Here is a 21,626-nt window from a genome sequence, read left to right as displayed (position 1 = left end):
GTTGACTGAAGTCCTAACCGCTCTTCATATGGGCGACCAACCGATTTTCAGGTGAGCTAACCGTTCTTCTCCAAACCCTCCCGCAGCGCGGTTTCCCGGTACTTTCCGGGGGTGATGCCCTCGAGCTTTTTGAATACCCGGATGAAGCCGATATCGGTCGCGTACCCGACTTGCCGGGCCACCTGAAGGACGGACAGCTCCGATTCGGCGAGCAGGCGCTTCGCCCGCCGAATGCGGATCTCCACGATGTAGTCGGTCAAGTTCACGCCGTTTTGCTTTTTGAAAAAACCGGAAATGTACTGCGGCGTCATGCCGAAGCGATCGGCGATCGAGGTCAGGCTGAGCCCGTTATGCGCGCAATTGTCGATGATGTATTGCTTGAGGTTTTCATTGAGCCGGTCCTTCTGGTCCGTCCTCGCCTCCAGAACGCTGTCGCAGACGGTCCGGCAGAGCGCCTTGAGCCGGCCGAGCATGTCCTCCGCGGATTTGCCCGCGGCTACGAATTTGGCGGGATCGCCCACGGCGGCCGGAAGCTGCTCTTCGCCAAGCTTGAGCGCGTGGATCACCTTCAGCATCGTACTGAGCAGATCGAAAAAGAGCGCTTTGCCCATCTCCGGCGTGATCGCGCGGCTCCCCATGTTCGTCTCGTACAATTCGTCCAGCAGCCGCAAGGCGTCGTCGCATGCGCCGCTTTTCATATAGTTGATGAGCTGCGACTCGATCTCCATCGGATAGTCGTAGTAGCTCCGCCCGCTCCTGTCGATCTGCTCGTAATAAATGACCGAATCGGCGCCGTGGATGATCCGGTAATCCAGCGCGTTCACCGCCTCCGTGTAGCAGCGGCTGGCCTCCCTCAAGCCGGAGCGGACCGAGCTGATCCCGATGGCGATCTTCATGCGGAATCGTTCTTCGACGACCTTCTTCAGGTTATCCACCAGCTCGCCCAGATTTTCTCCGCTGTCCGACACGCTGAGCAGCAACGCCAGCCGGTTCAGCTCCATTTCGGCCGCGTAGCCGCTTTCCCCGATAAAGTCGCTGCTCACGTTAAATAGAAACCGCACCAGCGCCCAGTCCCATTCGCCGCCCTCCTGCATGAATTCGCCGCTCTCGTCCAGCTCGACGAGCACGACCCTTACCTCTTCGTGCGGAAGGCGAATGCCCATGAAGGCCAGCGATTCCTTTGTCAATGCAGCCGTCTCCGCTTGCCCCTTTAACAGCCGGGAGAGAAAGTGGGCGCGTACGACGGGGATGTATTCGTTCAGCTGTTCCTTGGCTTCCTTGCTGTCCGCCAAAGTCTGGGCGATCGACGTCTTGATGAATTCATATTCGTTCAATTGAGCGGGCCGCTCCGCATTTTTTCCCTTCATCAGGGCGTACATCATATCCTTGATCGGGCTGTAGCTCCGGTACGCCATCCAATAGGCCGCCAGCGTCCCCGCCCCTACGGCAAGTCCGAACAGCACCAAGGCCCATGCTTTGATATCGTTCACCCGGGCCAGCACGACCTTCTCGGGTACGATGGATATGTACTTCCAGCCGCTTTTTCCCGTCGTAAACGAGATCAGGTCCGCGTCGTCCTTCTTATAACCGTTGCCCGCCCGGAGCCATTCGTCCCTAAACCCCTCCGGGAGCTGACCGCTGCCGGAAGTAGACAGGATGACCCTGTCGTTTTCGTCCAATATAAACATGGAGCCGCTGTTCGCCCATTCGATCTGCTTGAGCAGGTCGAAAAATTGCCGGTCCTCGATCATCATCACCAAGGTGCCCCAGATATGCTGCTCGTCCCCAAGCGGCAGAGATACCGCGCACAGGATGACGTTTTTCGTCGACGCGTCCACCTTCAACTGCTGGACGGGCCAGAACGTCTTGAAGTGGTATTCCCCCAGCAGCTCGGAGCGGATCCGGCTCATGCTCATCCCGGGGAACATGTAGAGATTGTTGAAGTACAGGGATGTATCCGTTTTCATAGATGGCGTTAAAATGACGTCCTGCTGGCGCAGATGGATAAAAAAATCATCGACGAAGCCGGTGCCGCTGCGTATATTTTTGAGCGCCTGCACGGCCTCCTGATACTGGATGTACTTGCTGCTCTCCGCGATCGTCCACATCGTCTGCAGCTTGGGATGGGTCGCGACCTGTACGACCAATTGATCGATATCCATCAGATGGTTGTCCGCAACCTGCCGCACCTGCTCCAGCATGGCCAGGTTCGAACGGCTCGCATTCCCGATCATGCGGGTCTCCATCCGCGTGTACAAGACGACGGAAAAAGAGACGGGAATGATCAAAATGGCAATATACGAGAGCCATAGCGTCAAAAAAACACTCTTGCGATTGCGCAGCACCGCGACTCCTCCCTCGGAAACGGAATGGCATAGCCACCGGAAAGTATACGATGGGAAGAAGTTTAACATAGGATACCGCGCGTGAATAGTCGATCTCATCCAGCTATTGAAGGGGTTGGGGAAGTTTGGGACACTTCAAGCGTTAAAGTTCGCGATTGACAACGCTTTAAAGCTCTGTGTATGATGGAAAAACAATTCATAAACGCGCGTTCATGCCAACTTCAAATCTCCTGACGGAAGGACGGAATTCTCATGCAAAACCCGCTCTCCTTCGACGGCTTCATCCAGATCGCCATCGTCGTAAGCGACATCCAGAAAGCCACGGAAACGTGGGCACGCCTCTTCAATATCCCCGTCCCCGAGATCCGCTATCAGCCGCCCGCGCCCAATCCCGATCTGACGTATCGGGGCAAGCCGGCCGAGTACGGCCTGAAGCTGGCGAATATCGAAGTCGGCCCCTTCGTCATTGAGCTGCACGAGCCCGACGAGCGGGATAGCACGTTCCGCGAATTTCTCGACAAGCACGGCAACGGCGTTCATCATCTGGGCTTCCAGGTCGGCGAGAAGCGCGACGCGATCGTCGGCGAGCTGGAGGAGATGGGCTACGCGATGCGCACGATCGGCTATTATCCGGGCAGCAGCTGGACAATCGTGGACGCTGAAGACGATCTTGGCGTTAATCTGAACATTAAGCCGCGGGCCTAACCCATTCGGCGCAAATAAGGGAGACAAGCGCAATGAACCGATTAAAGGAACCGCGCAAGCTTGCGGTCAGCCCGATTGTCAGCATCCTTGAGACGGTGGACATCCATAGCGGAGAGCGCCGCGTTCTGGCCGAATTCGATCACTTGATCGAGGCGCCCAACTGGACCCGCGACGGCAGCCGGCTCATCTACAACAGCCAGGGGCGTCTTTACGAATATGACCTCGCCGCAGCGAGCAGCCGCGCGATCGACTCGGGCTTCGCCATTCAATGCAACAACGATCACGTCCTCTCGCCCGACAACGACCGCGTAGCCGTGAGTCACCATACGTTTGAGGACGGCCAGTCGCGCATCTACGTCTTGCCGCTGCAAGGCGGACATCCCGAGCTCGTCACGCCGCTAGCCCCCAGCTACCTGCACGGCTGGTCGCCCGACGGCAGTACGCTCGCCTATTGCGCGGAGAGAGACGGCGAGTACGATATCTACACGATTCCGGCGAACGGCGGCATCGAGACGCAGCTGACCGACGCGCCGGGCCTGAACGACGGACCCGAGTATTCGCCGGACGGCCGGCATATCTGGTTTAACTCCGTACGGTCCGGTCTCATGCAGGTATGGCGCATGAACGCCGATGGCAGCGAGCAAGTCCGCATGACGAACGAGGCGAGCAACAACTGGTTTCCCCACGTCTCGCCTGACGGACAATGGGTTGTCTATATCTCATACCGCAAGGACGACGTCGCGCTGGGCGATCACCCCGCGAACAAGCACGTCGCGCTTCGGCTGATGCCCGCCGCCGGCGGCGAATCCCGTACCCTCGTCTCCTTATTCGGTGGACAAGGTACGCTTAACGTGAATTCCTGGGCGCCCGACAGCCGCACTTTGGCGTTCGTCAGCTACCGGCTTGCCGAGTAAATCCACTTTTCAGCATCTATGGAAGGAGCATATAACACATGCAAAATACGATTCTGGGCACCACCTTCGTCTGCCAGATCGCGATCGTCGTCCGCGATGCCGAGAAGGCGACCCGCCGGTTAGCCGAACTGCTCGGCGTTCCGGTTCCTGCCGTCACCACGGCCAACGCGGACGGAAGCGACACCGTGACCTATAGGGGTCAGCCGACGCCCGGCAGAGTCAAGCTCTCCTTCTTCGATCTCGAGAACACCGTCCTTGAATTCATCGAGCCGACCGACGACCCGACCACCTGGAAGGAGTTCCTCGAGACCAACGGCCCCGGCGTCCATCACATCGCCTTCAAGGCCAAGAACCGGATGATGGAGACCGCCGGCAAGCTTGAAGCCTTCGGCTTTCCGCTTATCCAAAACGGCGACAAGTACGCTTACGTCGACAGCACGGCCGAGCTGGGCGTTATCCTGGAGCTGCTGGATATCGATTGATTGGCAACTCGTCCCCTCCCCTCATCGTCTATATTTGGAAACGCTTTGGAGGGGACTTGCATGGCTAGACCTACGTATAAATCAAGCTGGAAGAGCCTCGGCAGCGCCGCTGCGATCCTGACGCTTCTATCTGCGTGTTCGACCGCGGAGGCGCCCGGGCGAGATCCCGCGGAAGAGCCGCCTGCGGGCATCGCGTCCGCCGCCGCATCGACACCGCCCGAAGAGAAGACTGCCGGGACGGCGCCGGTCGCCTCCATTCCGGACAAAGACATTTATTTATATCCGAACACGGCAAAAACCGCGATTCTCGCCGTCGGAGATACGCGGCAGACGATGGATTGGAGATACTCGACCGTCCGGGGCGTGATGCCGGCGCTGACAATCGGCGATTATGACAAAGACGGCGAAGACGAGCTCGCGGCCGTGCTGGAGCTGGGTTCGGGGACGGGATTACTGCTGGACGAGCTCCATGTCGTAGAGTTGACGAAAACGGAAGCCGCGGGCGAACAGCCATTTGCCGACCATACGTTCCTAGAGGATGACTACCTGGCACAGCTTGGGGAAGCGATCTCATTCGAGAAGGCGAATCAGGCGGGCAAATGGCTCGGACGCATCACGGTCGGAGACCGGACGCACGAGGTCGATCTGAGCGCATTTGTCGACGAATACGGCGCCGAGGCGATTAAGGAGAAGCTGGGGTACGGCGCCATCGTGTATTTCCAAGCGACCCCGGAGACGTTAGCCCTGAAGGCCGCGATCGGTCTCTCGATCGACGGCCTAGCAGAGCCCCAATACATAGGCGACATTACGGCCTCCGTCCATTATGGGGCAGGCGAGTTCAAGCTCGATAATTTTACCTTCGCAACCGAGTCTAGATGATCATTCGCTGCTTATTTAACGTCGGCAAACCTCAGCACCAAGCGCTGCTGCACTTCGAGCGGCGTATTCGGCGTGGTCTCTTTACCGTCCAGCACCATAAGCGGGATCTCGCGCGCGCCTTCCAGCATTACGCAAATCGGACGATCCGTGCGCAGCTCGTATTCCCATTCTCCCGATGCGGCCCGTTTCCAATCGACATGAATCATGCCCTTCTCCGCCAGCAGCGGCACGCTGCCGGAGACATAATCTAACGTCCCCGGCCGGAAGCGCAGCCGGTATCGGTACAGGTCTTCGCCCGCTTCCGGGATGAGGCCAAGCGCGTACCGCGACAGCTGCCAGGTCGGCGAAGCGGACCACGCGTGGCAGTGACTCCAGCGAGTATCGAACACCTCGAGCAGCGTCGTGACGCCTTGATCCAGCATCCACCCCCAGCACTTCCGGTACTGCTCCAGCACGAAATCCGCCTCCCCGGCCTCCCACAAAGCTTGCAGAGAAAAGTGGGAGAAGCTCGGGGTAATCAGCCGCTCATGATTGGCCGAAGGATGCGCGAGCCGGGGCGCGTCCGGATGGTTTGGGAAGCAGTTCATCATATGTTGCTTGATGAACGCGACGGCGTGCGGCTTCGTATCTTCGTCGAACAAGCCGTACAGCAAGCCGAGAACGGTTGCGTGATACCCGGCTCTCCTCGTTTCCGGCGACGATGGCGCGTCAGCCGGCACGGATTTTGCCAACAAACCCTCCGCAGACCTATAATGCTCCGCCACGATCCTGCCTATCTTTTCATGCTGTTCCCTGCGCTTCTCCGCTTTGTCGTGCAAGCCGCGAGCTTGCTCCCATGCCGCCATTTGCCCAAGCGTATTCTGTAAAGTCAGATTGAGACTGACGTTGATGTCGCCGGGTACAACCGAATGCCCCCAATCGATGAAATCCCACGTGTCCGCGGAAGGAAGCGTGCCTCGAGGTGTCATGTGCGCGAAAAAGTAATCGATCGTGAGCTCTGCCGTCTCATAGCATTCCTCCAGCAGGCTGGCGTCCCCGGTCAACCGGGCGTAGCGGATGCATCCGTCGATCCAATAGAGCGCGTACGTCGTTAAGTAAGCCTCTTGTCCGGGACAGAGCCCTGCCGCCAATCCGTCTGGCCTGCGGCGGTAGGACGCTTGCTGCAGCCCCCGGCGAACGAGCTCTAGATCTCCGAAGGTGACGCCGAGCACTTCCATGCCGATGACCGCCGCGTCGCCGATCCATTGGCCCCGCTCTCTCGTCGGCGTATCGATCAGCGCATCCTCGGCGCAGGCGCGCAGCGTCTCCACGCCCAGGCGCCATATGGCGTTCAGCTGCGAATCGCTGCAGTCGAAGGTTCCGGCCGACTCGCCGTAACGGGTGCGCAGTACGCCTTCCACCTGAAGCGAGGCCACGTCGGACGGGGCAGCGGCGATATGGACTTCGATAAAGCGGAATCCGCGCGGCGCAAACGTGAGCAGTTGTTGAGGCCCGCCCGCGGCGATCCACCGGTCGACATGGCAGGACGTGCTGGCCGACAGCGGAATGACCGGGAATACCCGTCCGTCGGTCAGCGATTCGGCGTAGCCCGCTTCAACGAGCGTACCCTGCGGGACATCGATCGTGATGCTCGGGCGATACAAGCCGATCTTGCCCAGGTCGAACCGCACCCACACACCGTCGTCCGGCAATTGCGGCTGCAAATCCCGGCTCATAAACCGCACCGGCGGATCGTCGTTCGCGTAGCCGAATCGGTCGGCATACGTGCCGCGAGCGACCTCTGTCGCCGCCACCGGCAGGCGGAGACAATCGCCGACCGTGCTGGGACGGTAAGCGGCATCGCCTAGCGGATTCTCGATTACGAGCGCCTCCGACCATCCTTCCCCGTCGAACGCCTGACGCAGATCCGGCAGCAGCCTGGTGTCGCAGCTTTCCATCCAGCCGAGCTGCCCGTTGACCCGCCGGTCGGTCTGCTCGAAAGCGTCCAGTTCCTTGCACCTCCACGCCAGCGGGATCAGCCCATTTTCCCCGGTCGCCTGGCATTGCAGGAAGGGATGGATGCCCCCCATCAAAATTCGCGTGTGCACGCCGTAATCGTGCACGATGACGGACAAAATACGGCGGCCGGCCGGCAAACGCACGGCGTGAACGTCATATTCGGGATGGTCGGGCGAGAATCGCGCCGGTCCCTCCGCGAATTCCTCTCCGTCCGCATAAATCCTGTACAGGCTGCTGCCGAACACGTCCAGCTGCACGTCGCCGGCTTCCTCAAGCGCCAATGCCGATTGGAAAAGTACATATACATTTTGCGTGCGGGAAGGCGACGGATGCCAATAACAAGGCACGTTCTTCATGCAAGCCAGCCTCCTTGTCGTATGCTTACGCCGATTGTACCAACTGGATGGCAGCATGCAGGAGGCCGCAGATTTCATAGGAGGTGGACAATTTGATCATTTCTTTTCTCGCGAAAATACAGGTCAATCCCGATGGAGGAAAATGCGACGGTATTGATTCGGGCTAAATCCTTCGAACTTGCGGAAGAGCCGGCTGAAATATCTGCTGTCCTCATAGCCGCAGGCATATGCGACTTCCTGTACCAGGAGATCCGTGCTTAGCAGCAGCATGGCGCCCTTTTCGATCCGAAGCTTGGTGAAATATTCATGAGGCGTGCAGCCCGTCTGCTCTTTGAATAAACGGTGAAAATGCGGCGCACTGAAAAACACCGTCTCCTGCCATTGATTTAAAATATCATCGGTAGCGGGACTTAGTCCGACCGCATCGTGCATCTGCAAAATGTACTTCGTAATATCCGAGCGATCTCTCGGCTTGCCATTTTTCCGTCCGGTCAACAGCGTACACACGGCGTTCCCGTGTTGCAGCTGCCTCGACAAGTCGAGCAGCAACCGCAGGAACAGGACCTGCAGCTCCAGCTTCCGCAGCGGCCGGTCATGGCGGAACGCTTCGACAATCTCCCTGATGAGGGCAAGGGTATCGTCGTTCGCCCCGTCGACCCGCACCATATTCGGCAGCCATAACGAGCCCAGCTTGGCCGCTTCCCCGGGAAGCTCGTCCGGCCGAATCGGCCCTTCCCGCTCCCCGACAATCTGAAGGAGCCCTTCTTCCGAATGCGGTTCCCAGTCAAAATGGACCGCCGAATGCGCATGTCCGAGCGACGCGTCGGGATCGTCCTTGAACGAGTGAAGGATGCCGGGCGGAATCATCAGCAGCGACCGCTCCTCGTACGGAAAGGCGCCGAGCTCCGTAAAAATCGTGCCCCGGCCGCGCTCGATCAGTATCAGCTCATGATCGAACAAATAACGCGAAGGTACCTTCATCGGATATTCCGTAAAGTGGGCGAATCGGACATAAGGCCTGATCTCGCGGAACTGTGCCAGCTGTACGAAGGGGAGCATCCTCATTCTCCTCTATGTTTGTGGTCGGTCATATCCAAGAGACGCTGCAGGCTCGCGATACCCCGCATCTGCCTGGCCAGCGCATGATCGATGTATTCCAGCGCTTTACGGGCGATGTCCTTGGCCTGCGCGATGTTATGTTGGTCAAGCTTCGACAGTACTTCACGGACCGTATCCAAGGAATAAACGGCACGTTGAACCGTTCGGATGACGAGCACCCTACGAATATCCGAGGGACTATACATACGGAATCGGCTCTCTTGCCGACGTTGAGGCTTAATGAGCCCTTCCTTTTCCCAATGCCGTATCGATGAGGCGGATACGTTTGCTTCTTCGGCCACCTCGCCAATCGTAAACGAGCTTTTATTGCGGTAAGCCGGCAGGTCGCTCAGCGCTGTCAGACCGAGCATGTCCACTGTTTTTTGTACGGTTTCTTTTTCCGTATGCAGACGGACCTGCGCTTTGTTAATCAGCCATAAGGCATCAAGTATTTCTCCGCGAACGATGCGCGGCATCGCTTCCCGGATCAAGTTCATCCCGAAGCCGGCGTACAGGTCGCGAATGCATTGAAAATAAACTTCATGTTCCTTGGTATAAACCCGGTAGCCATTGGCCGCTCTCTCGACGGGAGGAACGATTCCCCAGGCTTCATAATGCCTTAATGTGCTCGTACTTATATTCAATTTTTTGGCAATCTCGCTTCCCTTCATTTCGGCCTCCTTGATCAGATCTGCAAATCAAGATTAAAGCACATGACGGGTTTTAGCCTTTTAATCATTCTAGCATGCCGCAGATGCCGACGAACCTTCGCATTTGCATGAATTTGATACGCTAAATAGGCAAGCTAAATTGACGATAAAGAGGTGCTTAACCATGGTTAAGATCGTGCCGATTTTGCCGTGTCCCGTAATTAAAGATCAGGTGTCCTTTTTTGAAAGCCTAGGCTTTGAGACCATTCAAATTTATACGAGGCCCAATCCGTATGCGGTTATCCGCTTCGGCTCGCTCGAGCTGCATTTTTACGGAACGAAGCGGATATTGCCGCATGAAAATCCTCAGTTGTGCTATATCGAGGTCGACGACGTAAACCGGGTATACGAGCAATTCGCAGCCGGATTGAAGCGACATCTCGGGAAAATTCCTCGTTCCGGCATCCCTCGGATATCGAAAATCAGACATCTGGCAGAGGACCGAAGATTTACGTTGACGGATGTCGGCGGAAATACGTTTTATATCGGAACTCCCGATGCGGACGGCACTTTTTACAGAACGATCGAGAGCGCGGCGCACGCAAAAAATTTCGAAACGCTCTACGACTTGCTCCATTCAAAAGAGGACAGCCGTTCGGCGTTCCGCATGCTGGAGAAGTTTTTCCCCGCGGAGGGTTGGGATTCGCTGGATCTATCGGACTTGGACCGCGCAAAAATAGGGCTGGTCGCGTTGGATATTCATATGCGACGCGATAACGCGGCGAATCCGGACATTAACGATAAGCTGCAAAAGCTAATCCGCCATTACGGCGCCGAGCACCCGGACTGGAACAAAATCCGTAAGCAGCATCGCGAAATCATGGACGGCGAGTAAGCGAGCCGGCGTATGCGTCGTCGCCTGGACGCGGTGCATATGCTTCATTTTCAAAACAGCCGTTCCCTCTAAAGCTTGCTCCCATAGTTTATAGCGACACCCTATATTCGATGGGACAAGGGGGACGATTCAGCGTGAGGACCGGCTCTTTAGACGCGCGCGTACGACAAGGCGTTTCCGTGGTTGCCTGCACCAACCGTCGCGATTACCTGGACAACTTGTTCCGCAATTATGCCAGGCAGACGCATGGGGAGAAAGAACTGATCATCGTCGTCAATCATAACGGGATCCCGCTCGCTCCCTATCGCCGGATGGCCGGCAAGCATCGCAACGTGAGAATCTATCGTATGCCGGAGCACCGTTCGCTCGGCGCCTGCCTCAACTTCGCCGTCGGCAAGGCACGCTACGGCCGAATCGCCAAGTTTGACGACGACGATTATTATGCGCCTTACTATTTGACCGACAGCCTGCGCGCCCTCCGCGCATTCAGGGCCGACGTCGTCGGGAAACGCGCGCACTATATGTACCTGCAAGGCTCCAAGAAGCTGATTCTCCGCTTTGCCCGAGACGAGCGGCGGCCTGTCGGCCGGCTGCCCGGTGCCACGCTTGTTTTCCGCAAGCGGGTGTTCGACCGGGTCCGCTTCCCCGACCGGAGCGTCGGCGAGGACGACCTGTTCTGCGACCGCAGCAGACGACAGGGGTACAGGGTGTATTCGGGCGGGAGATTCAACTTCGTCGCGGTCCGCAGGAAAAACTCGAAGAACCATACATGGATTATCGGAGACCGGGAGCTCCTCGCGCAGAACCGGACGGTTTCGAACGTGTCCGACTACAAGCGCTTCGTGCGCAGAAAACCGCAGGGCGTCCGGTAATGGCGCGCATGGAGGGCTGGCCGGCGTCCGATCCGTTTGCGGTATCCATCGTGACTTGCACGAACAGACGCGCGTATATGGACGTGCTGCTGCGCAACTACGGCAGGCAGCGCCATGCGGATAAGGAGCTGATCCTGATCCTGAACGGCGAAGGGCTCCGATTGGACGCTTACGCGAAGGCCGCTGCGCCGTACAGAAACGTAAGACTCGTCGCCATGCCGGCGCAGCTGTCGCTCGGTCATTGCCTGAACGTCGGCGTGCGGCCGGCTCGGCACCCGCTCGTCGCCAAGTTCGACGACGACGATTATTACGGCCCGGGGTACCTGGCGGAGAGCGTACGGGTATTGCGCAAGACCGGCTCCGATATCGTCGGCAAGCGCTCGCACTATATGTATCTGGCGGGCGGGAAGCTGCTCCTGCACCGGTACTACGACAGGGCGAACCGGTACGTCGATCAGGTACAGGGGGCGACGCTGCTCGTCCGGCGGCAGGTGTTCGACCGGATTGCCTTCCGCGGCTTAAACCGCGGGGAGTGCGTGAAGTTCTGCGCCGACGCAAGGGGGGGCGGCTTCAGGATCTATGCGGGAAGCCCCTGCGACTTCATCGCCATGCGCAGGCCGCGGTCGCGGGACCATACCTGGGTCGTCAGCGACAAACGTCTGATGGCCCGGCACGCCAAGGCGCTGCGGGTCAAGGACATTTTAAAGTTCGTTTGCCGAAGCTAGCCGGGCGGACGAATTTTTTTTGTGCGCAAAAATGTCCTGACATCCGATGCCCATTCATAGTATGATTTGTAAAATAGAATAGACCACTACCCTATAGGAGGTACGAATGAAAACATATACACCCGCAGAAAAACGGGCTATCCACAAGCGGACGCTCATGATCGTCGTGATCGCGCAGCTGTTCGGCGGCGCGGGACTCGCGTCGGGCATCACGGTCGGCGCCCTGCTGGCGCAGGACATGACGGGATCGGACGGACTCGCCGGACTATCGACCACGCTGTTCACGCTGGGCTCGGCGCTGTCGGCCTTCGCGGTCGGACGCCTGACCCAGCGGCTGGGCCGTCGGGCCGGATTGACGGCAGGCTTCCTGGCGGGCGCGATCGGCGCGCTGGGCGTCGTCGCAGCGGCGGCATGGGACAGTCTGCCGCTGCTGCTCCTCGCGATGCTGGTCTACGGGGCGGGCACCTCCACCAATTTGCAGGCGCGCTATGCCGGCACGGACCTCGCCGAGCCGCATCAGCGGGCCCGCGCGGTCAGCATCGCGATGGTCACGACTACGTTCGGCGCCGTGGCCGGGCCGAACCTGGTCTCGCCCATGGGCAGGCTCGCGACCGCTTGGGGAATACCGCCGCTCGCCGGGCCGTTCTTGCTGGCCTCGGCGGCGTTCGCGCTGGCGGGACTCGTGTTCGCCATCCTGCTGCGCCCGGACCCGTTCCTCGTCGCCAAGGCGAGTGCAGTTGATGCGCCTGCCGATGCGCCGGCTGCAGGCAACGTCGGAGATCGTATCGGCGGTGCCGTCAACGATGCGCCCGTGCGATCCGGCAACCGCGGCATCATCGTCGGCGCGTCGGTCATGCTGATCACGCAGATTGTCATGACCGCCGTCATGACGATGACGCCGCTGCATATGAAGCATCACGGGCACAGCCTCGACATGGTCGGCCTGACGATCGGCGCGCATATCGCCGCCATGTTCCTGCCCTCGCTCGTGACCGGCGTCCTCGTGGACAAAGTCGGACGCATCGCGATGTCCTGCGTCGCGGCGGGGACGCTGCTCTGCGCGGGCCTGGTCACCGCCTTCGCGCCGGGCGATTCGTCGGCATGGATGATCTTCGGCCTTGTGCTGCTCGGCCTCGGCTGGAATTTCGGCCTCATCAGCGGCACGGCCGTCATCATCGACGCGACGAGCCTGCGCACGCGAGCCAAGACGCAGGGCTCCGTCGACGTGCTGATCTCCCTCGCGGGCGCCGCCGGCGGCGCCTTGTCCGGCGCGGTCGTCGCCTTTTCGAGCTTCGCCGCGCTCTCCCTCGCCGGCGGCGCGCTGGCCTTGCTGCTGCTCCCCGTGATGCTCTGGTATCGCCGGGGCTCGCAGCGCCAAGCGTCCCGTTCTTTTGAGGCGTAGTCCCAGCCCAGCGAAGCCAATCACGCCGCCCACTGAACCGAAGTAGCTCTACTTAGAGCTTCATCGCCGAACGTACCTAATCAGCAGCTGCTGCTGTCGTCAAGACCAAGCGGCTGACACGGGAAACGATAGGCATCGTTCAAGCTCCTTATACTGGATTCTTCTCCCTTTCTAACATGATTCAGGAACCCTGTCTATCGTTCCGGCGCACTTCGCAGGAATAAGCCTTTCCGTCGGGGAATACATCGGGTAGAGTATGATACATACGTACGCAATCAAAGGAGGTTGGCCAAGTGAAGTGCATCACCGTACAGAGCCTCGCGGATCAATTCAAGCTGGAGGTGCTGGCGGGCGCCGGCCGCCTGGACCGTCAGATCTCGCGTTCGCGGGCGCATCGTCCGGGCCTGGAGTTCGTCGGCTACTTCGAGTTTTTCCCGATGGAGCGCGTGCAGGTACTCGGCCGCAAGGAAATTACGTATTTGCTGCAGCTCAGCGTCGAAGAACGCTTGCATCATATCGGCAACATCGTCAAGTACCACCCGCCTTGTTTCATCGTGACCGCGGGCCAGCAGGAGTTTCCTTATCTGAAAAAGTTCTGCGACGAGGAAGGCATTCCGCTGCTGCGGACCGCGGACCCGACGACGGAGTTCATAGCGAAGCTGGACGGGTACTTAGTCAAAGCGCTCGCGCCCGAGCAGTCGATTCACGGCGTATGCGTGAACGTATCGGGCATCGGCGTACTGCTGCGGGGCAAGTCCGGCATCGGCAAAAGCGAGACGGCGCACACGCTCATCCGCAGGGGCCACCGGCTCGTGGCGGACGACGTCGTCGTCCTCAAGAAGCTCGGACCGTCGCTGCTGCTCGGCTCGCACAACGAAACGACGCGCGAGTTTCTCGCGCTGCGCAGCGTCGGCCTGATCAACGTCGTGCGGCAGTACGGCCGCCGGGCGTTCCAGGACGAGACGCGCATCGTGCTCGACATCGAGCTGGCGACCTGGCGGGACGGAGAGCTCAGCAACGCGCTGGAGCTGGAGCCCAAGTTCTCCGACTACCTGGGCGTAAAGATCCCATATATGGAGATCCAGCTGCAGCCCGGCCGCGACGTCGCCGGCCTGATCGAGGCTGCGGCCAACAACTGGTACCTCAAGCAGCTCGGCTACAGCGCCGCAGAGGAGTTCATGCAGCGGATTCATAACAGCATGCAGTGAGACGTCCTCCGTGTCAAAAAAGCCTGCCTTACGCTATTGAAGCGACGGGCAGGCTTTTCGAATTAATCGCAGCATAAGGAGACTCGATTAAAAAAACTGAATCTCATCGAAAAAGATGTAATATTCCTTGGTGAGATCGAGCACGAGGACCGTGCCGTCCGAGAAGACCAGCTTCGCCTTCTTCACGCTGCCGTTGTCCAGATAGGAGGCAACCGACTTGCCATAGCCCCGCGCGATCGCGACTCCCGTCAACTCCGTTTTCTTGGCAAAAGAGAGCGTCACGCTCTGGCCGACGCCCAGCCCCTTCACGCCTTCGCACCAGCAAGTCGCAGGGTCCTTGTCATGCTGTCTTGGAGCCTGAAGACGTTGACGGCACCTTGCAGGTCCGTGTCAATCCGAACGACGGCACCATTGGGATCAGTTATAAGGCGTGGTGGGGCGAGACGTATACGTTCGAATCGACCGCTCCGATCGCGATTGCTTCTACGAAGGCTTTGTCCACCCAATCGCCCTCGTAACCGGACTCTCTTCCATTGTTGAATAGTCAAAGAGAGCTATTTCGCCGCTGTATCGTTTAAATCCTGCAAAAGCCGGAGGAGCGACAGCCGGTCCTTAATCCGGGCTGCCCACGTCACCCGCAATCCAGTGGAAGTTCGCCCCGGTTCCCGGTATGATGAAAAGAACGAAGCATGCCGAGGAGGTTCGAACGCCGACGTGTCACCCAGAAATCCGGCCAGAGACAGACAGCTGCGCGAGGCCCGCACCAGCCAGATTCTCGACTCGGCGCTGACGGTCATCGCGAGGCGCGGACTGTCCGGCACGAAGGTGGCGGACATCGCCGAGACCGCCGGCGTCAGCGTCGGCAACGTCTATAAATATTTCGTCTCGAAGGAAGAGATCTTCGAGGCGCTGGTTCACCGCGGACAGCAGGAATACCGCGTTTTCGTCGAAGAAGCGCTGGCGCTGGACGGCTCCCCGGTGGATAAGCTCGTGTGGTACACCGAGCAGTGGATTGCCAAGCGGGAATGGGCGATCACCATCCTGCTCCAGTACGCGCGCACTTCCGAGGCCGTGCCGGCTCGCCTCAAGCAGGCGGTCAGCGCCAAGTTCATCGACAACCTCAGGCCGATGGCGGCCATTATCGAGCTGGGGCAGTCGGCGGGCGACATGGTGCCCGGCGATCCGATGGAGCTGGCGCTAATCTACGTCTCCCTGATGGAGGGACTCTCGCTGCACGATATCCCCGATACGCCCGAGCTGACTTCCGGCATCGCGGACCGCGCGCTGCGGTTGCTGCTGCGGGAGCATTAGGCGAGACTCGCACGCTTTTGATGCTGCTGGAACAACCGCAAGAGAGAAACGCGTGCTTCGGCCGCTGATGCTACAACAATCGTGAGTGCGGCGGCGCGGAGGCCGCTTTTTTTATATCCGTTAATCCTTGTTGACTTATCGGATATATTGTTTTAATCTGTTCACATGATGAACAATTATTCACTTTGTTAAAAGGAGGGTTGAGCAGCGTGAACCTGTTCTGGTTTATTCCGACCTATGGCGACGGACGTTATATCGGCACCGATATCGGCGCGCGGAACGCGACGCTTTCCTACTACCGGCAGGTCGCGATGGCGGCCGACGATCTCGGCTTCGACGGCGTGCTGCTGCCTACCGGCCGCTCCTGCGAGGATTCGTGGGTGCTGGCTTCCATGCTCGTGCCCGATACCGAGCGGCTCAAGTTCCTCATCGCGGTGCGTCCCGGCCTTATGTCCCCGGCGCTCGCGGCTCGAATGGCCTCGAGCTTCGACCGGCATTCGCGGGGACGGTTGCTAATCAACGTCGTTGCGGGCGGCGATCCCGAGGAGCTGGCGGCGGACGGCATCTTCCTCGGCCATGACGAGCGGTATGCCTTGACGGACGAGTTTATGACGGCCTGGCGCGCCCTGCTTCGGCAAGAACGAGTCGAGCTGGACGGGAAGCATATCCGGCTGCAGGACGCGTACAACTTCTATCCGCCGTTCCAATCCCCGCATCCGCCCGTCTACTTCGGCGGCTCTTCTCCGGCCGCCATCGACGTCGCCGCTAAGCACGCGGACGTCTACCTGACCTGGGGCGAGCCGCCCGAGCAAGCGCGGGAGAAGATCGAGCGGGTCCGCGCCCGCGCGGCCGCGGAAAATCGCACCGTCCGCTTCGGCATGCGCCTGCACGTCATCGTCAGAGAGACCGAGGACGAGGCGTGGGCAGCCGCGGACGCGCTTATCCGCCATCTGGACGACGACACGATCGCGAGAGCCCAGCAGGTATACGCGCGCATGGACTCCCACGGCCAGCAGCGGATGACGGGCCTGCACGGAGGCGACCGGTCCCGGCTTGTCGTCGGCCCCAACCTGTGGGCGGGCATCGGGCTCGTACGCGGCGGCGCCGGCACCGCGCTGGTCGGCTCGGCCGACAACGTCGCTGCCCGTATGCGGGAATACGCCGAGCTGGGCATCGACACATTTATCCTGTCGGGCTATCCGCATCTCGAGGAAGCCCATCGCACGGCCGAGCTGCTCTTCCCTCGGCTGCGACCCGAAGGGACGCATGCCGCAAACACACCAGCCGCCCGCGGCGAGATTATGGCTTATCACTATACGCCGGGCAAGTGAGACGCCCGGCCTCCCGCACAGACGCCCCTTCAGAACGTCGGCTGCATGCCGGCATTCGAAGGGGCGTCTGATGTCTTAATGGCGGTCCAGGCGCCGCAGCAAATACTCTCGCTCCTCGGCGTAGTCGGGGTGCTGCCGCAGCCTGGACACGCTGTCCGCGCCGGCGCTGAGCGGGTTCGGCTTGTCGGTGCCGATCCGGGCCGGCGCGCAGTTCAGCACGATGATGCGCGTCCCGAGATACAGCGCTTCGTCGACGTCGTGCGTGATAAAGAAGAAGGTGCGGCGCTTCTGCCGCCAGAGCGACTTGACCAGTGTCTGCAGATGCTCCCGGGTGATCGCGTCGAGCGCGCCGAACGGCTCATCCATCAGGACGATCTTCGGGTCCGCCGCCAGCGTGCGGGCGATCGCCGCGCGCTGTTTCATGCCGCCCGACAGCTGATAAGGCAGCTGATGGCCTGCTTCCGACAGGCCCACCTGGGCCAGCGCCTCGGCCGCAATCTCCTCGCGCACTCTTTTCCCGGCCCCGCGCATCCGCAGTCCGAACTCGGCATTGCGCCTGACCGTGAGCCACGGGAACAGGTTGGCATGCTGGAATACGACGCCGACCTCCGGACCGGGCTTGCCGCCCGTGGCGCCCAGCATCTCCACGCTCCCCGCTTCCGCACGCTCGTAGCCGGCCAGCAGACGCAGCAGCGACGTTTTGCCGCTGCCGGAGGCGCCGAGGACGACGACGAATTCCCCGTCTGCGATGTCCAGCGAGAGGTCAGCCAACACTTTTTTGCGCTTGTCGCCCCGCCCGTACGTCAGATCGACGTTACGGACGGAGATAGCCGCCGGCGCGCGCGGCGCCATTCCTTCACCGACCGCCCGCGCCAGAGGCGCGATGTCGAGTACGCTGCTCATGTCGCTCACGCTCCTAACGCAGTATAGCCTCCTGGTAGACCGACAGCTCCGGCGCGCTTTGAATCTGCTTTTGCTCGACCAGGAACTCCCCGGTCTGCTTCAGCACGTCGGCGAAGCCGCTCTTGTCCTTCTCCGCGCCCAAATACTTGGCGTCCGCCTGCTCCTCCGAGGTCAGCCAGATGAGCTGCTTCGTCTGCGCGAGCGCGTCGTCCTTGTCCGTGCTCAGCACCGGCGCCAGCGCCTCGGCAACCGTGTCCGGATGCGCCCGGTACTCCTCGACCGCATCGTCCAGCACACCCACGTATTGCTTCACAAAATCGGGATAGTCTTTTGCAAACTTGTCGCGCACGATGCCCACGTCAGCCGTGATCGCGCCCTGCTCGGACAGCGCCTTGGCCGAGATGACGACGCTGCCGTCGTCGGCCGTGAGCTTCGCCAGCACCGGATTCCATACGAATGCCGCATCGATGTCCTTGCGCTGCCAAGCGGCGAGAATATCCTGCGGCTGCAGGTCCAGCACCGTCACCTTCTGCAGGTCGACGCCGCCCAGCTTCAAGGCGGACAACAAGCTGAAGTGAGCGGTAGAGCCAAACGGCGCAGCCACCTTCTTACCTTCCAGATCCTTGACGCTCTTGATCTCCGATGCGTTGCGCACGGCCAGCGACTCCGCGTCGCCGATGATGTCATGGAGGAAATAAACCTTATAAGCGAGCTTGTTCGCGATTCCGATCGAGACGGGCACGGAGCCGGCAAGCCCGAGGTCGATGCTGCCCGATGCAACCGCAGTATTGACGTCGCGGCCCGAATCGAACTGCTTCCAATTAATCTTCGTGTCCGGGAACGCCTTTTCCGCGAGCCCCTGCGTCTTCACGAACAGCTCCGCGTTCGGGATAACCTGGTAGCCGATCGTGACTTCCTTCGGCAGCGACCCGCCGCTTTTCTCTTCGCCGCAGCCGCTCAGCGCCACAGCGAGCAGCATGACGGATGCCGCAAGAACCATACGTTTTTTTCTTTTGAACATGGCGACTAACCTCTCCCTTTTTCCCCGATTGATTCTGTTAGACATCCTTGCCGATCCACGGCACCCAGGCGCGCTCCAGCCAGCGGATGGAGGCGTCCAGCAGCACCGCGATGATCCCCATGAGAATAATGCCTGCGAAAATAACGTCGCTGCGCAGAAACTTGCTCGCATCGAGCACCATCCAGCCGAGCCCCGACTCCGCCGCCACCATCTCCGCAGCCACCAGCGTCGTGTACGTCATGCCGAGCGCGGTGCGGACACCGGTGAAAATATCCGGCAGGCAGGACGGCAGGATCACGTGCGCGAACAGCTTGCCGCCGGACGCGCCGAGCGAGCGGGCGCCGTTGATCCGGTCCTGCGGAATGCGGGCGACGCCGGCAGCGACAGCGATATAAAGCGGCGCGAACCCGGCCAGCGCCAGCAGCGCGATCTTGGAGGCGTCGCCGATCCCGAGCCAGAGCACGAGCAGCGTGTAGTAGGCGAGGGGCGGCAGCGGCCGGTAGAACTCGATGAAAGGCTCTGCCAGCGCGCGGATCCGGGCCGAATAGCCGCTGACGAGTCCGAGCGGGATCGCCGTCGCCAGCACGATCGCGAACGCCGTGCCTAGGCGTGCAAGACTGGCGCCGATATGGCTCAGCAGCGAGCTGCCCTTGTATCCATCCCGGGCAATTTCCAGGAAGGCTTGCCATACGGAAGCGGGTGCGGGTACGAAGAGCGGATTGATCCAAGCCAACGCCGTCAAGCCCCACCATAGAATCACCGCAGCCGCGACCGCCGCGACGGAGATACGCCAGTGACGCGTGAACATGGCGAGGATCCCTCCTTTTTTCGGATACGTGCTAATCTAGCGCCAACCTCAAGCAAATCTCAAGTCGAAGAGCGAATATACACAAAAGAACCCCTTGGCCGCGAACACCGTCACATCTGGCAAAAGGGGATCTCCGGCTTTCCGGTCGATCGTTTTACAGCGTGAATATATATTCACCATTCAAAATAGAGGTTACCAGCAAATTCCTACTTAGTCAATTGGAATTTTAAGATTTAGAAATTCAATTCATGAATTGGTTTTTCCTATTAGTCAGCGCCCGTATTTGCCCTTATCATTACTATTAATCCGACTTCACAGACTGGAATTATGTATTTTAAATTTCGAGGGGGATTCGAATATGGCAAAGAACAGACAACTTAAGCTTGGCGCGGTGCTGCACGGCGTTGGATCGAGCATGTCGGCGTGGCGGCATCCCGACATTCCTTCGGACGCGAGCATCAACTGGCCTCGTTATCTGGAGCAGGCGCAGCTGGCCGAGCAAGGCAAATTCGACTTCATCTTTATCGCGGACGGCCTCACCATCAGCGAAAAGTCGATCCCGCACTTCCTGAACCGCTTCGAGCCGCTCACGCTGCTGTCCTCGCTGGGCGCAGTAACTTCCCGGATCGGGCTCGTCGGCACGCTGTCGACCTCGTACAGCGAGCCCTTCACCGTCGCCCGCCAGTTCGCTTCGCTGGATCACATCTCCGGCGGACGCGCAGGGTGGAATGTCGTCACCTCGCCGGGCGAAGCGACCGCGGCCAACTTCAATAAAGGCGAACATCCCGATCACAGCAAACGCTACAAGCTCGCAGCCGAATACCTGGAGGTGGCCAAGGGGCTTTGGGATTCGTGGGAGGACGACGCTTTTGTTCGCGACAAGGAGAGCGGCGTCTTCTTCGATCCCGACAAGCTGCACCGTCTGAATCACAAGGGAGAGTTCTTCTCAATCGAAGGTCCGCTGAACATCGCGCGCTCCAAGCAGGGCCGTCCGATCGTGTTCCAGGCCGGCTCGTCGGATTCCGGACGCGACCTGGCCGCAAGGACGGCGGACGCGGTTTTCACCGGACATGAGACGATCGAGGAAGCCCAGGAATTCTACGCCGACGTGAAGCGCAGAGCTGCCGAACATGGACGCTCGCCGGACGAGATTCTCATCTTCCCGGGCATCGGGCCGATCGTCGGCGCCACGGACGAAGAGGCCGAGCGCCGCTACGAGGAGATCGCCTCGCTCGCGTCGGTCGAGGACGCGCTGCTGTACCTCGGACGCTTTTTCGACCATCACGATTTCTCCGCGTACCCGCTTGACGAGCCGTTCCCCGATATCGGCGATCTCGGGACCAACAGCTTCCGCAGCACGACGGACCGGATCAAGCAGAAAGCCAAGGACAACGGCTGGACGCTCCGCCAGGTCGCAATTCGCACGATGACGCCCAAGGGGCCGTTCGTCGGCACGCCGGAGAAGGTCGCGGACCGGCTCGCACAATGGTTCGAAGGAAGCGCTGCGGACGGCTTCATCGTCGGCGAAGCCGTACCCGGCGGATTCGCTGACTTCGTCAAATACGTCGTGCCGCTGCTTCAGGCGCGGGGACTTTACCGCTCGGAATACGAGCAGGATACGCTCCGGGGCAACCTGGGCCTGCCGTACCCGGTCAATCGCTATGCCGCGCCGATAGCGGTCCGTTCTTAAATCAAAATCAATTTAATCATACGGGAGGATTCT

General features: G+C 60.0%; 21 protein-coding genes. 13 read left to right on the top strand and 8 right to left on the bottom strand.

Annotated elements, in window-relative coordinates; genetic code table 11:
• Positions 1 to 56: 56 nt before the first annotated feature.
• Positions 57 to 2,345 (bottom strand): helix-turn-helix domain-containing protein, encoded by a 2,289-nt coding sequence (locus tag ACFSR7_RS07415; protein ID WP_378160120.1) that lies wholly within the window; start codon positions 2,343 to 2,345, stop codon positions 57 to 59.
• Positions 2,346 to 2,597: 252 nt separating this feature from the next.
• Between ACFSR7_RS07415 and ACFSR7_RS07410 the strand changes: the two genes are divergently transcribed.
• Genes ACFSR7_RS07410 through ACFSR7_RS07395 form a run of 4 tightly spaced genes read left to right on the top strand, consistent with a single transcriptional unit; the run spans position 2,598 to position 5,325 of the window.
• Positions 2,598 to 3,050, top strand: a complete 453-nt coding sequence (locus ACFSR7_RS07410) for a VOC family protein (RefSeq protein ID WP_378160119.1) — start codon at positions 2,598 to 2,600, stop codon at positions 3,048 to 3,050.
• Between the two features lie 32 nt (positions 3,051 to 3,082).
• Positions 3,083 to 3,964 carry a TolB family protein gene (locus ACFSR7_RS07405; RefSeq protein ID WP_378160117.1) on the top strand — a complete coding sequence of 294 codons (882 nt, stop codon included), beginning with the start codon at positions 3,083 to 3,085 and terminating at the stop codon, positions 3,962 to 3,964.
• 38 nt (positions 3,965 to 4,002) lie between these two features.
• Positions 4,003 to 4,446: a VOC family protein gene (locus ACFSR7_RS07400; RefSeq protein WP_378160115.1), complete on the top strand. Its 444-nt coding sequence runs from the start codon at positions 4,003 to 4,005 to the stop codon at positions 4,444 to 4,446.
• Positions 4,447 to 4,506: 60 nt separating this feature from the next.
• Positions 4,507 to 5,325: a hypothetical protein gene (locus tag ACFSR7_RS07395; RefSeq protein ID WP_378160113.1), complete on the top strand. Its 819-nt coding sequence runs from the start codon at positions 4,507 to 4,509 to the stop codon at positions 5,323 to 5,325.
• An 11-nt stretch (positions 5,326 to 5,336) separates the two neighbouring features.
• On the opposite strand, the gene ACFSR7_RS07390 is transcribed toward ACFSR7_RS07395, so the two are convergent.
• The 3 genes from ACFSR7_RS07390 to ACFSR7_RS07380 form a co-directional block, all read right to left on the bottom strand.
• Positions 5,337 to 7,679, bottom strand: a complete 2,343-nt coding sequence (locus ACFSR7_RS07390; RefSeq protein ID WP_378160111.1) for an alpha-L-rhamnosidase-related protein — start codon at positions 7,677 to 7,679, stop codon at positions 5,337 to 5,339.
• A 123-nt stretch (positions 7,680 to 7,802) separates the two neighbouring features.
• Positions 7,803 to 8,738 (bottom strand): AraC family transcriptional regulator, encoded by a 936-nt coding sequence (locus tag ACFSR7_RS07385; RefSeq protein ID WP_378160109.1) that lies wholly within the window; start codon positions 8,736 to 8,738, stop codon positions 7,803 to 7,805.
• A 2-nt stretch (positions 8,739 to 8,740) separates the two neighbouring features.
• Positions 8,741 to 9,448 carry a MerR family transcriptional regulator gene (locus ACFSR7_RS07380; RefSeq protein ID WP_378160106.1) on the bottom strand — a complete coding sequence of 236 codons (708 nt, stop codon included), beginning with the start codon at positions 9,446 to 9,448 and terminating at the stop codon, positions 8,741 to 8,743.
• A 163-nt stretch (positions 9,449 to 9,611) separates the two neighbouring features.
• Between ACFSR7_RS07380 and ACFSR7_RS07375 the strand changes: the two genes are divergently transcribed.
• The 5 genes from ACFSR7_RS07375 to hprK all read left to right on the top strand — a co-directional run bounded on the left by ACFSR7_RS07375 (position 9,612) and on the right by hprK (position 14,529).
• Entirely contained in the window at positions 9,612 to 10,322 is a 711-nt protein-coding gene (locus ACFSR7_RS07375; protein WP_378160104.1) for a VOC family protein, read from the top strand.
• Between the two features lie 134 nt (positions 10,323 to 10,456).
• Positions 10,457 to 11,194, top strand: coding sequence for a glycosyltransferase family 2 protein (locus ACFSR7_RS07370; protein ID WP_378160102.1), 738 nt, complete (start codon positions 10,457 to 10,459; stop codon positions 11,192 to 11,194).
• Positions 11,194 to 11,919 (top strand): glycosyltransferase family 2 protein, encoded by a 726-nt coding sequence (locus ACFSR7_RS07365; protein ID WP_378160100.1) that lies wholly within the window; start codon positions 11,194 to 11,196, stop codon positions 11,917 to 11,919. Before ACFSR7_RS07370 ends, ACFSR7_RS07365 begins: the two co-directional genes overlap by 1 nt.
• A gap of 106 nt (positions 11,920 to 12,025) precedes the next feature.
• On the top strand, positions 12,026 to 13,321 hold the full coding sequence (locus ACFSR7_RS07360; protein ID WP_378160098.1) for an MFS transporter: 1,296 nt from the start codon (positions 12,026 to 12,028) through the stop codon (positions 13,319 to 13,321).
• A 293-nt stretch (positions 13,322 to 13,614) separates the two neighbouring features.
• Entirely contained in the window at positions 13,615 to 14,529 is a 915-nt protein-coding gene (gene hprK, locus ACFSR7_RS07355) for an HPr(Ser) kinase/phosphatase (RefSeq protein WP_378160096.1), read from the top strand.
• 87 nt (positions 14,530 to 14,616) lie between these two features.
• On the opposite strand, the gene ACFSR7_RS07350 is transcribed toward hprK, so the two are convergent.
• The gene (locus tag ACFSR7_RS07350) at positions 14,617 to 14,838 is read right to left on the bottom strand and encodes an NADase-type glycan-binding domain-containing protein (protein WP_378160094.1); all 222 of its coding nucleotides are present in this window, start codon (positions 14,836 to 14,838) and stop codon (positions 14,617 to 14,619) included.
• Between the two features lie 41 nt (positions 14,839 to 14,879).
• On the opposite strand from ACFSR7_RS07350, the gene ACFSR7_RS07345 reads away from it, so the two are divergent.
• From ACFSR7_RS07345 to ssuD, 3 genes are all read left to right on the top strand, one after another.
• On the top strand, positions 14,880 to 15,047 hold the full coding sequence (locus tag ACFSR7_RS07345) for a hypothetical protein (RefSeq protein WP_378160092.1): 168 nt from the start codon (positions 14,880 to 14,882) through the stop codon (positions 15,045 to 15,047).
• Between the two features lie 196 nt (positions 15,048 to 15,243).
• Entirely contained in the window at positions 15,244 to 15,840 is a 597-nt protein-coding gene (locus ACFSR7_RS07340) for a TetR/AcrR family transcriptional regulator (protein WP_378160090.1), read from the top strand.
• 209 nt (positions 15,841 to 16,049) lie between these two features.
• Positions 16,050 to 17,171 carry an FMNH2-dependent alkanesulfonate monooxygenase gene (ssuD, locus tag ACFSR7_RS07335; RefSeq protein WP_378160088.1) on the top strand — a complete coding sequence of 374 codons (1,122 nt, stop codon included), beginning with the start codon at positions 16,050 to 16,052 and terminating at the stop codon, positions 17,169 to 17,171.
• Between the two features lie 75 nt (positions 17,172 to 17,246).
• Here the strand turns inward: ssuD and ACFSR7_RS07330 are convergent, their stop codons facing one another.
• The 3 genes from ACFSR7_RS07330 to ACFSR7_RS07320 are packed head-to-tail and all read right to left on the bottom strand — an operon-like array spanning position 17,247 to position 19,903.
• Positions 17,247 to 18,074 (bottom strand): ABC transporter ATP-binding protein, encoded by an 828-nt coding sequence (locus ACFSR7_RS07330; protein WP_378160086.1) that lies wholly within the window; start codon positions 18,072 to 18,074, stop codon positions 17,247 to 17,249.
• A gap of 13 nt (positions 18,075 to 18,087) precedes the next feature.
• The gene (locus ACFSR7_RS07325; protein ID WP_378160084.1) at positions 18,088 to 19,095 is read right to left on the bottom strand and encodes a taurine ABC transporter substrate-binding protein; all 1,008 of its coding nucleotides are present in this window, start codon (positions 19,093 to 19,095) and stop codon (positions 18,088 to 18,090) included.
• A gap of 37 nt (positions 19,096 to 19,132) precedes the next feature.
• Positions 19,133 to 19,903, bottom strand: coding sequence for an ABC transporter permease (locus tag ACFSR7_RS07320; protein ID WP_378160082.1), 771 nt, complete (start codon positions 19,901 to 19,903; stop codon positions 19,133 to 19,135).
• Between the two features lie 358 nt (positions 19,904 to 20,261).
• Between ACFSR7_RS07320 and ACFSR7_RS07315 the strand changes: the two genes are divergently transcribed.
• Positions 20,262 to 21,593 (top strand): LLM class flavin-dependent oxidoreductase, encoded by a 1,332-nt coding sequence (locus ACFSR7_RS07315; RefSeq protein WP_378160080.1) that lies wholly within the window; start codon positions 20,262 to 20,264, stop codon positions 21,591 to 21,593.
• The last annotated feature ends 33 nt before the right edge of the window (positions 21,594 to 21,626 follow it).

Origin of the sequence: Cohnella sp. GCM10020058, from assembly GCF_042683485.1 — a bacterium.
Lineage (GTDB): Bacteria > Bacillota > Bacilli > Paenibacillales > Paenibacillaceae > Cohnella.
The sequence above is the reverse complement of the archived record's forward strand: the minus strand, read 5'-3'. Positions and strand labels throughout refer to the sequence as shown.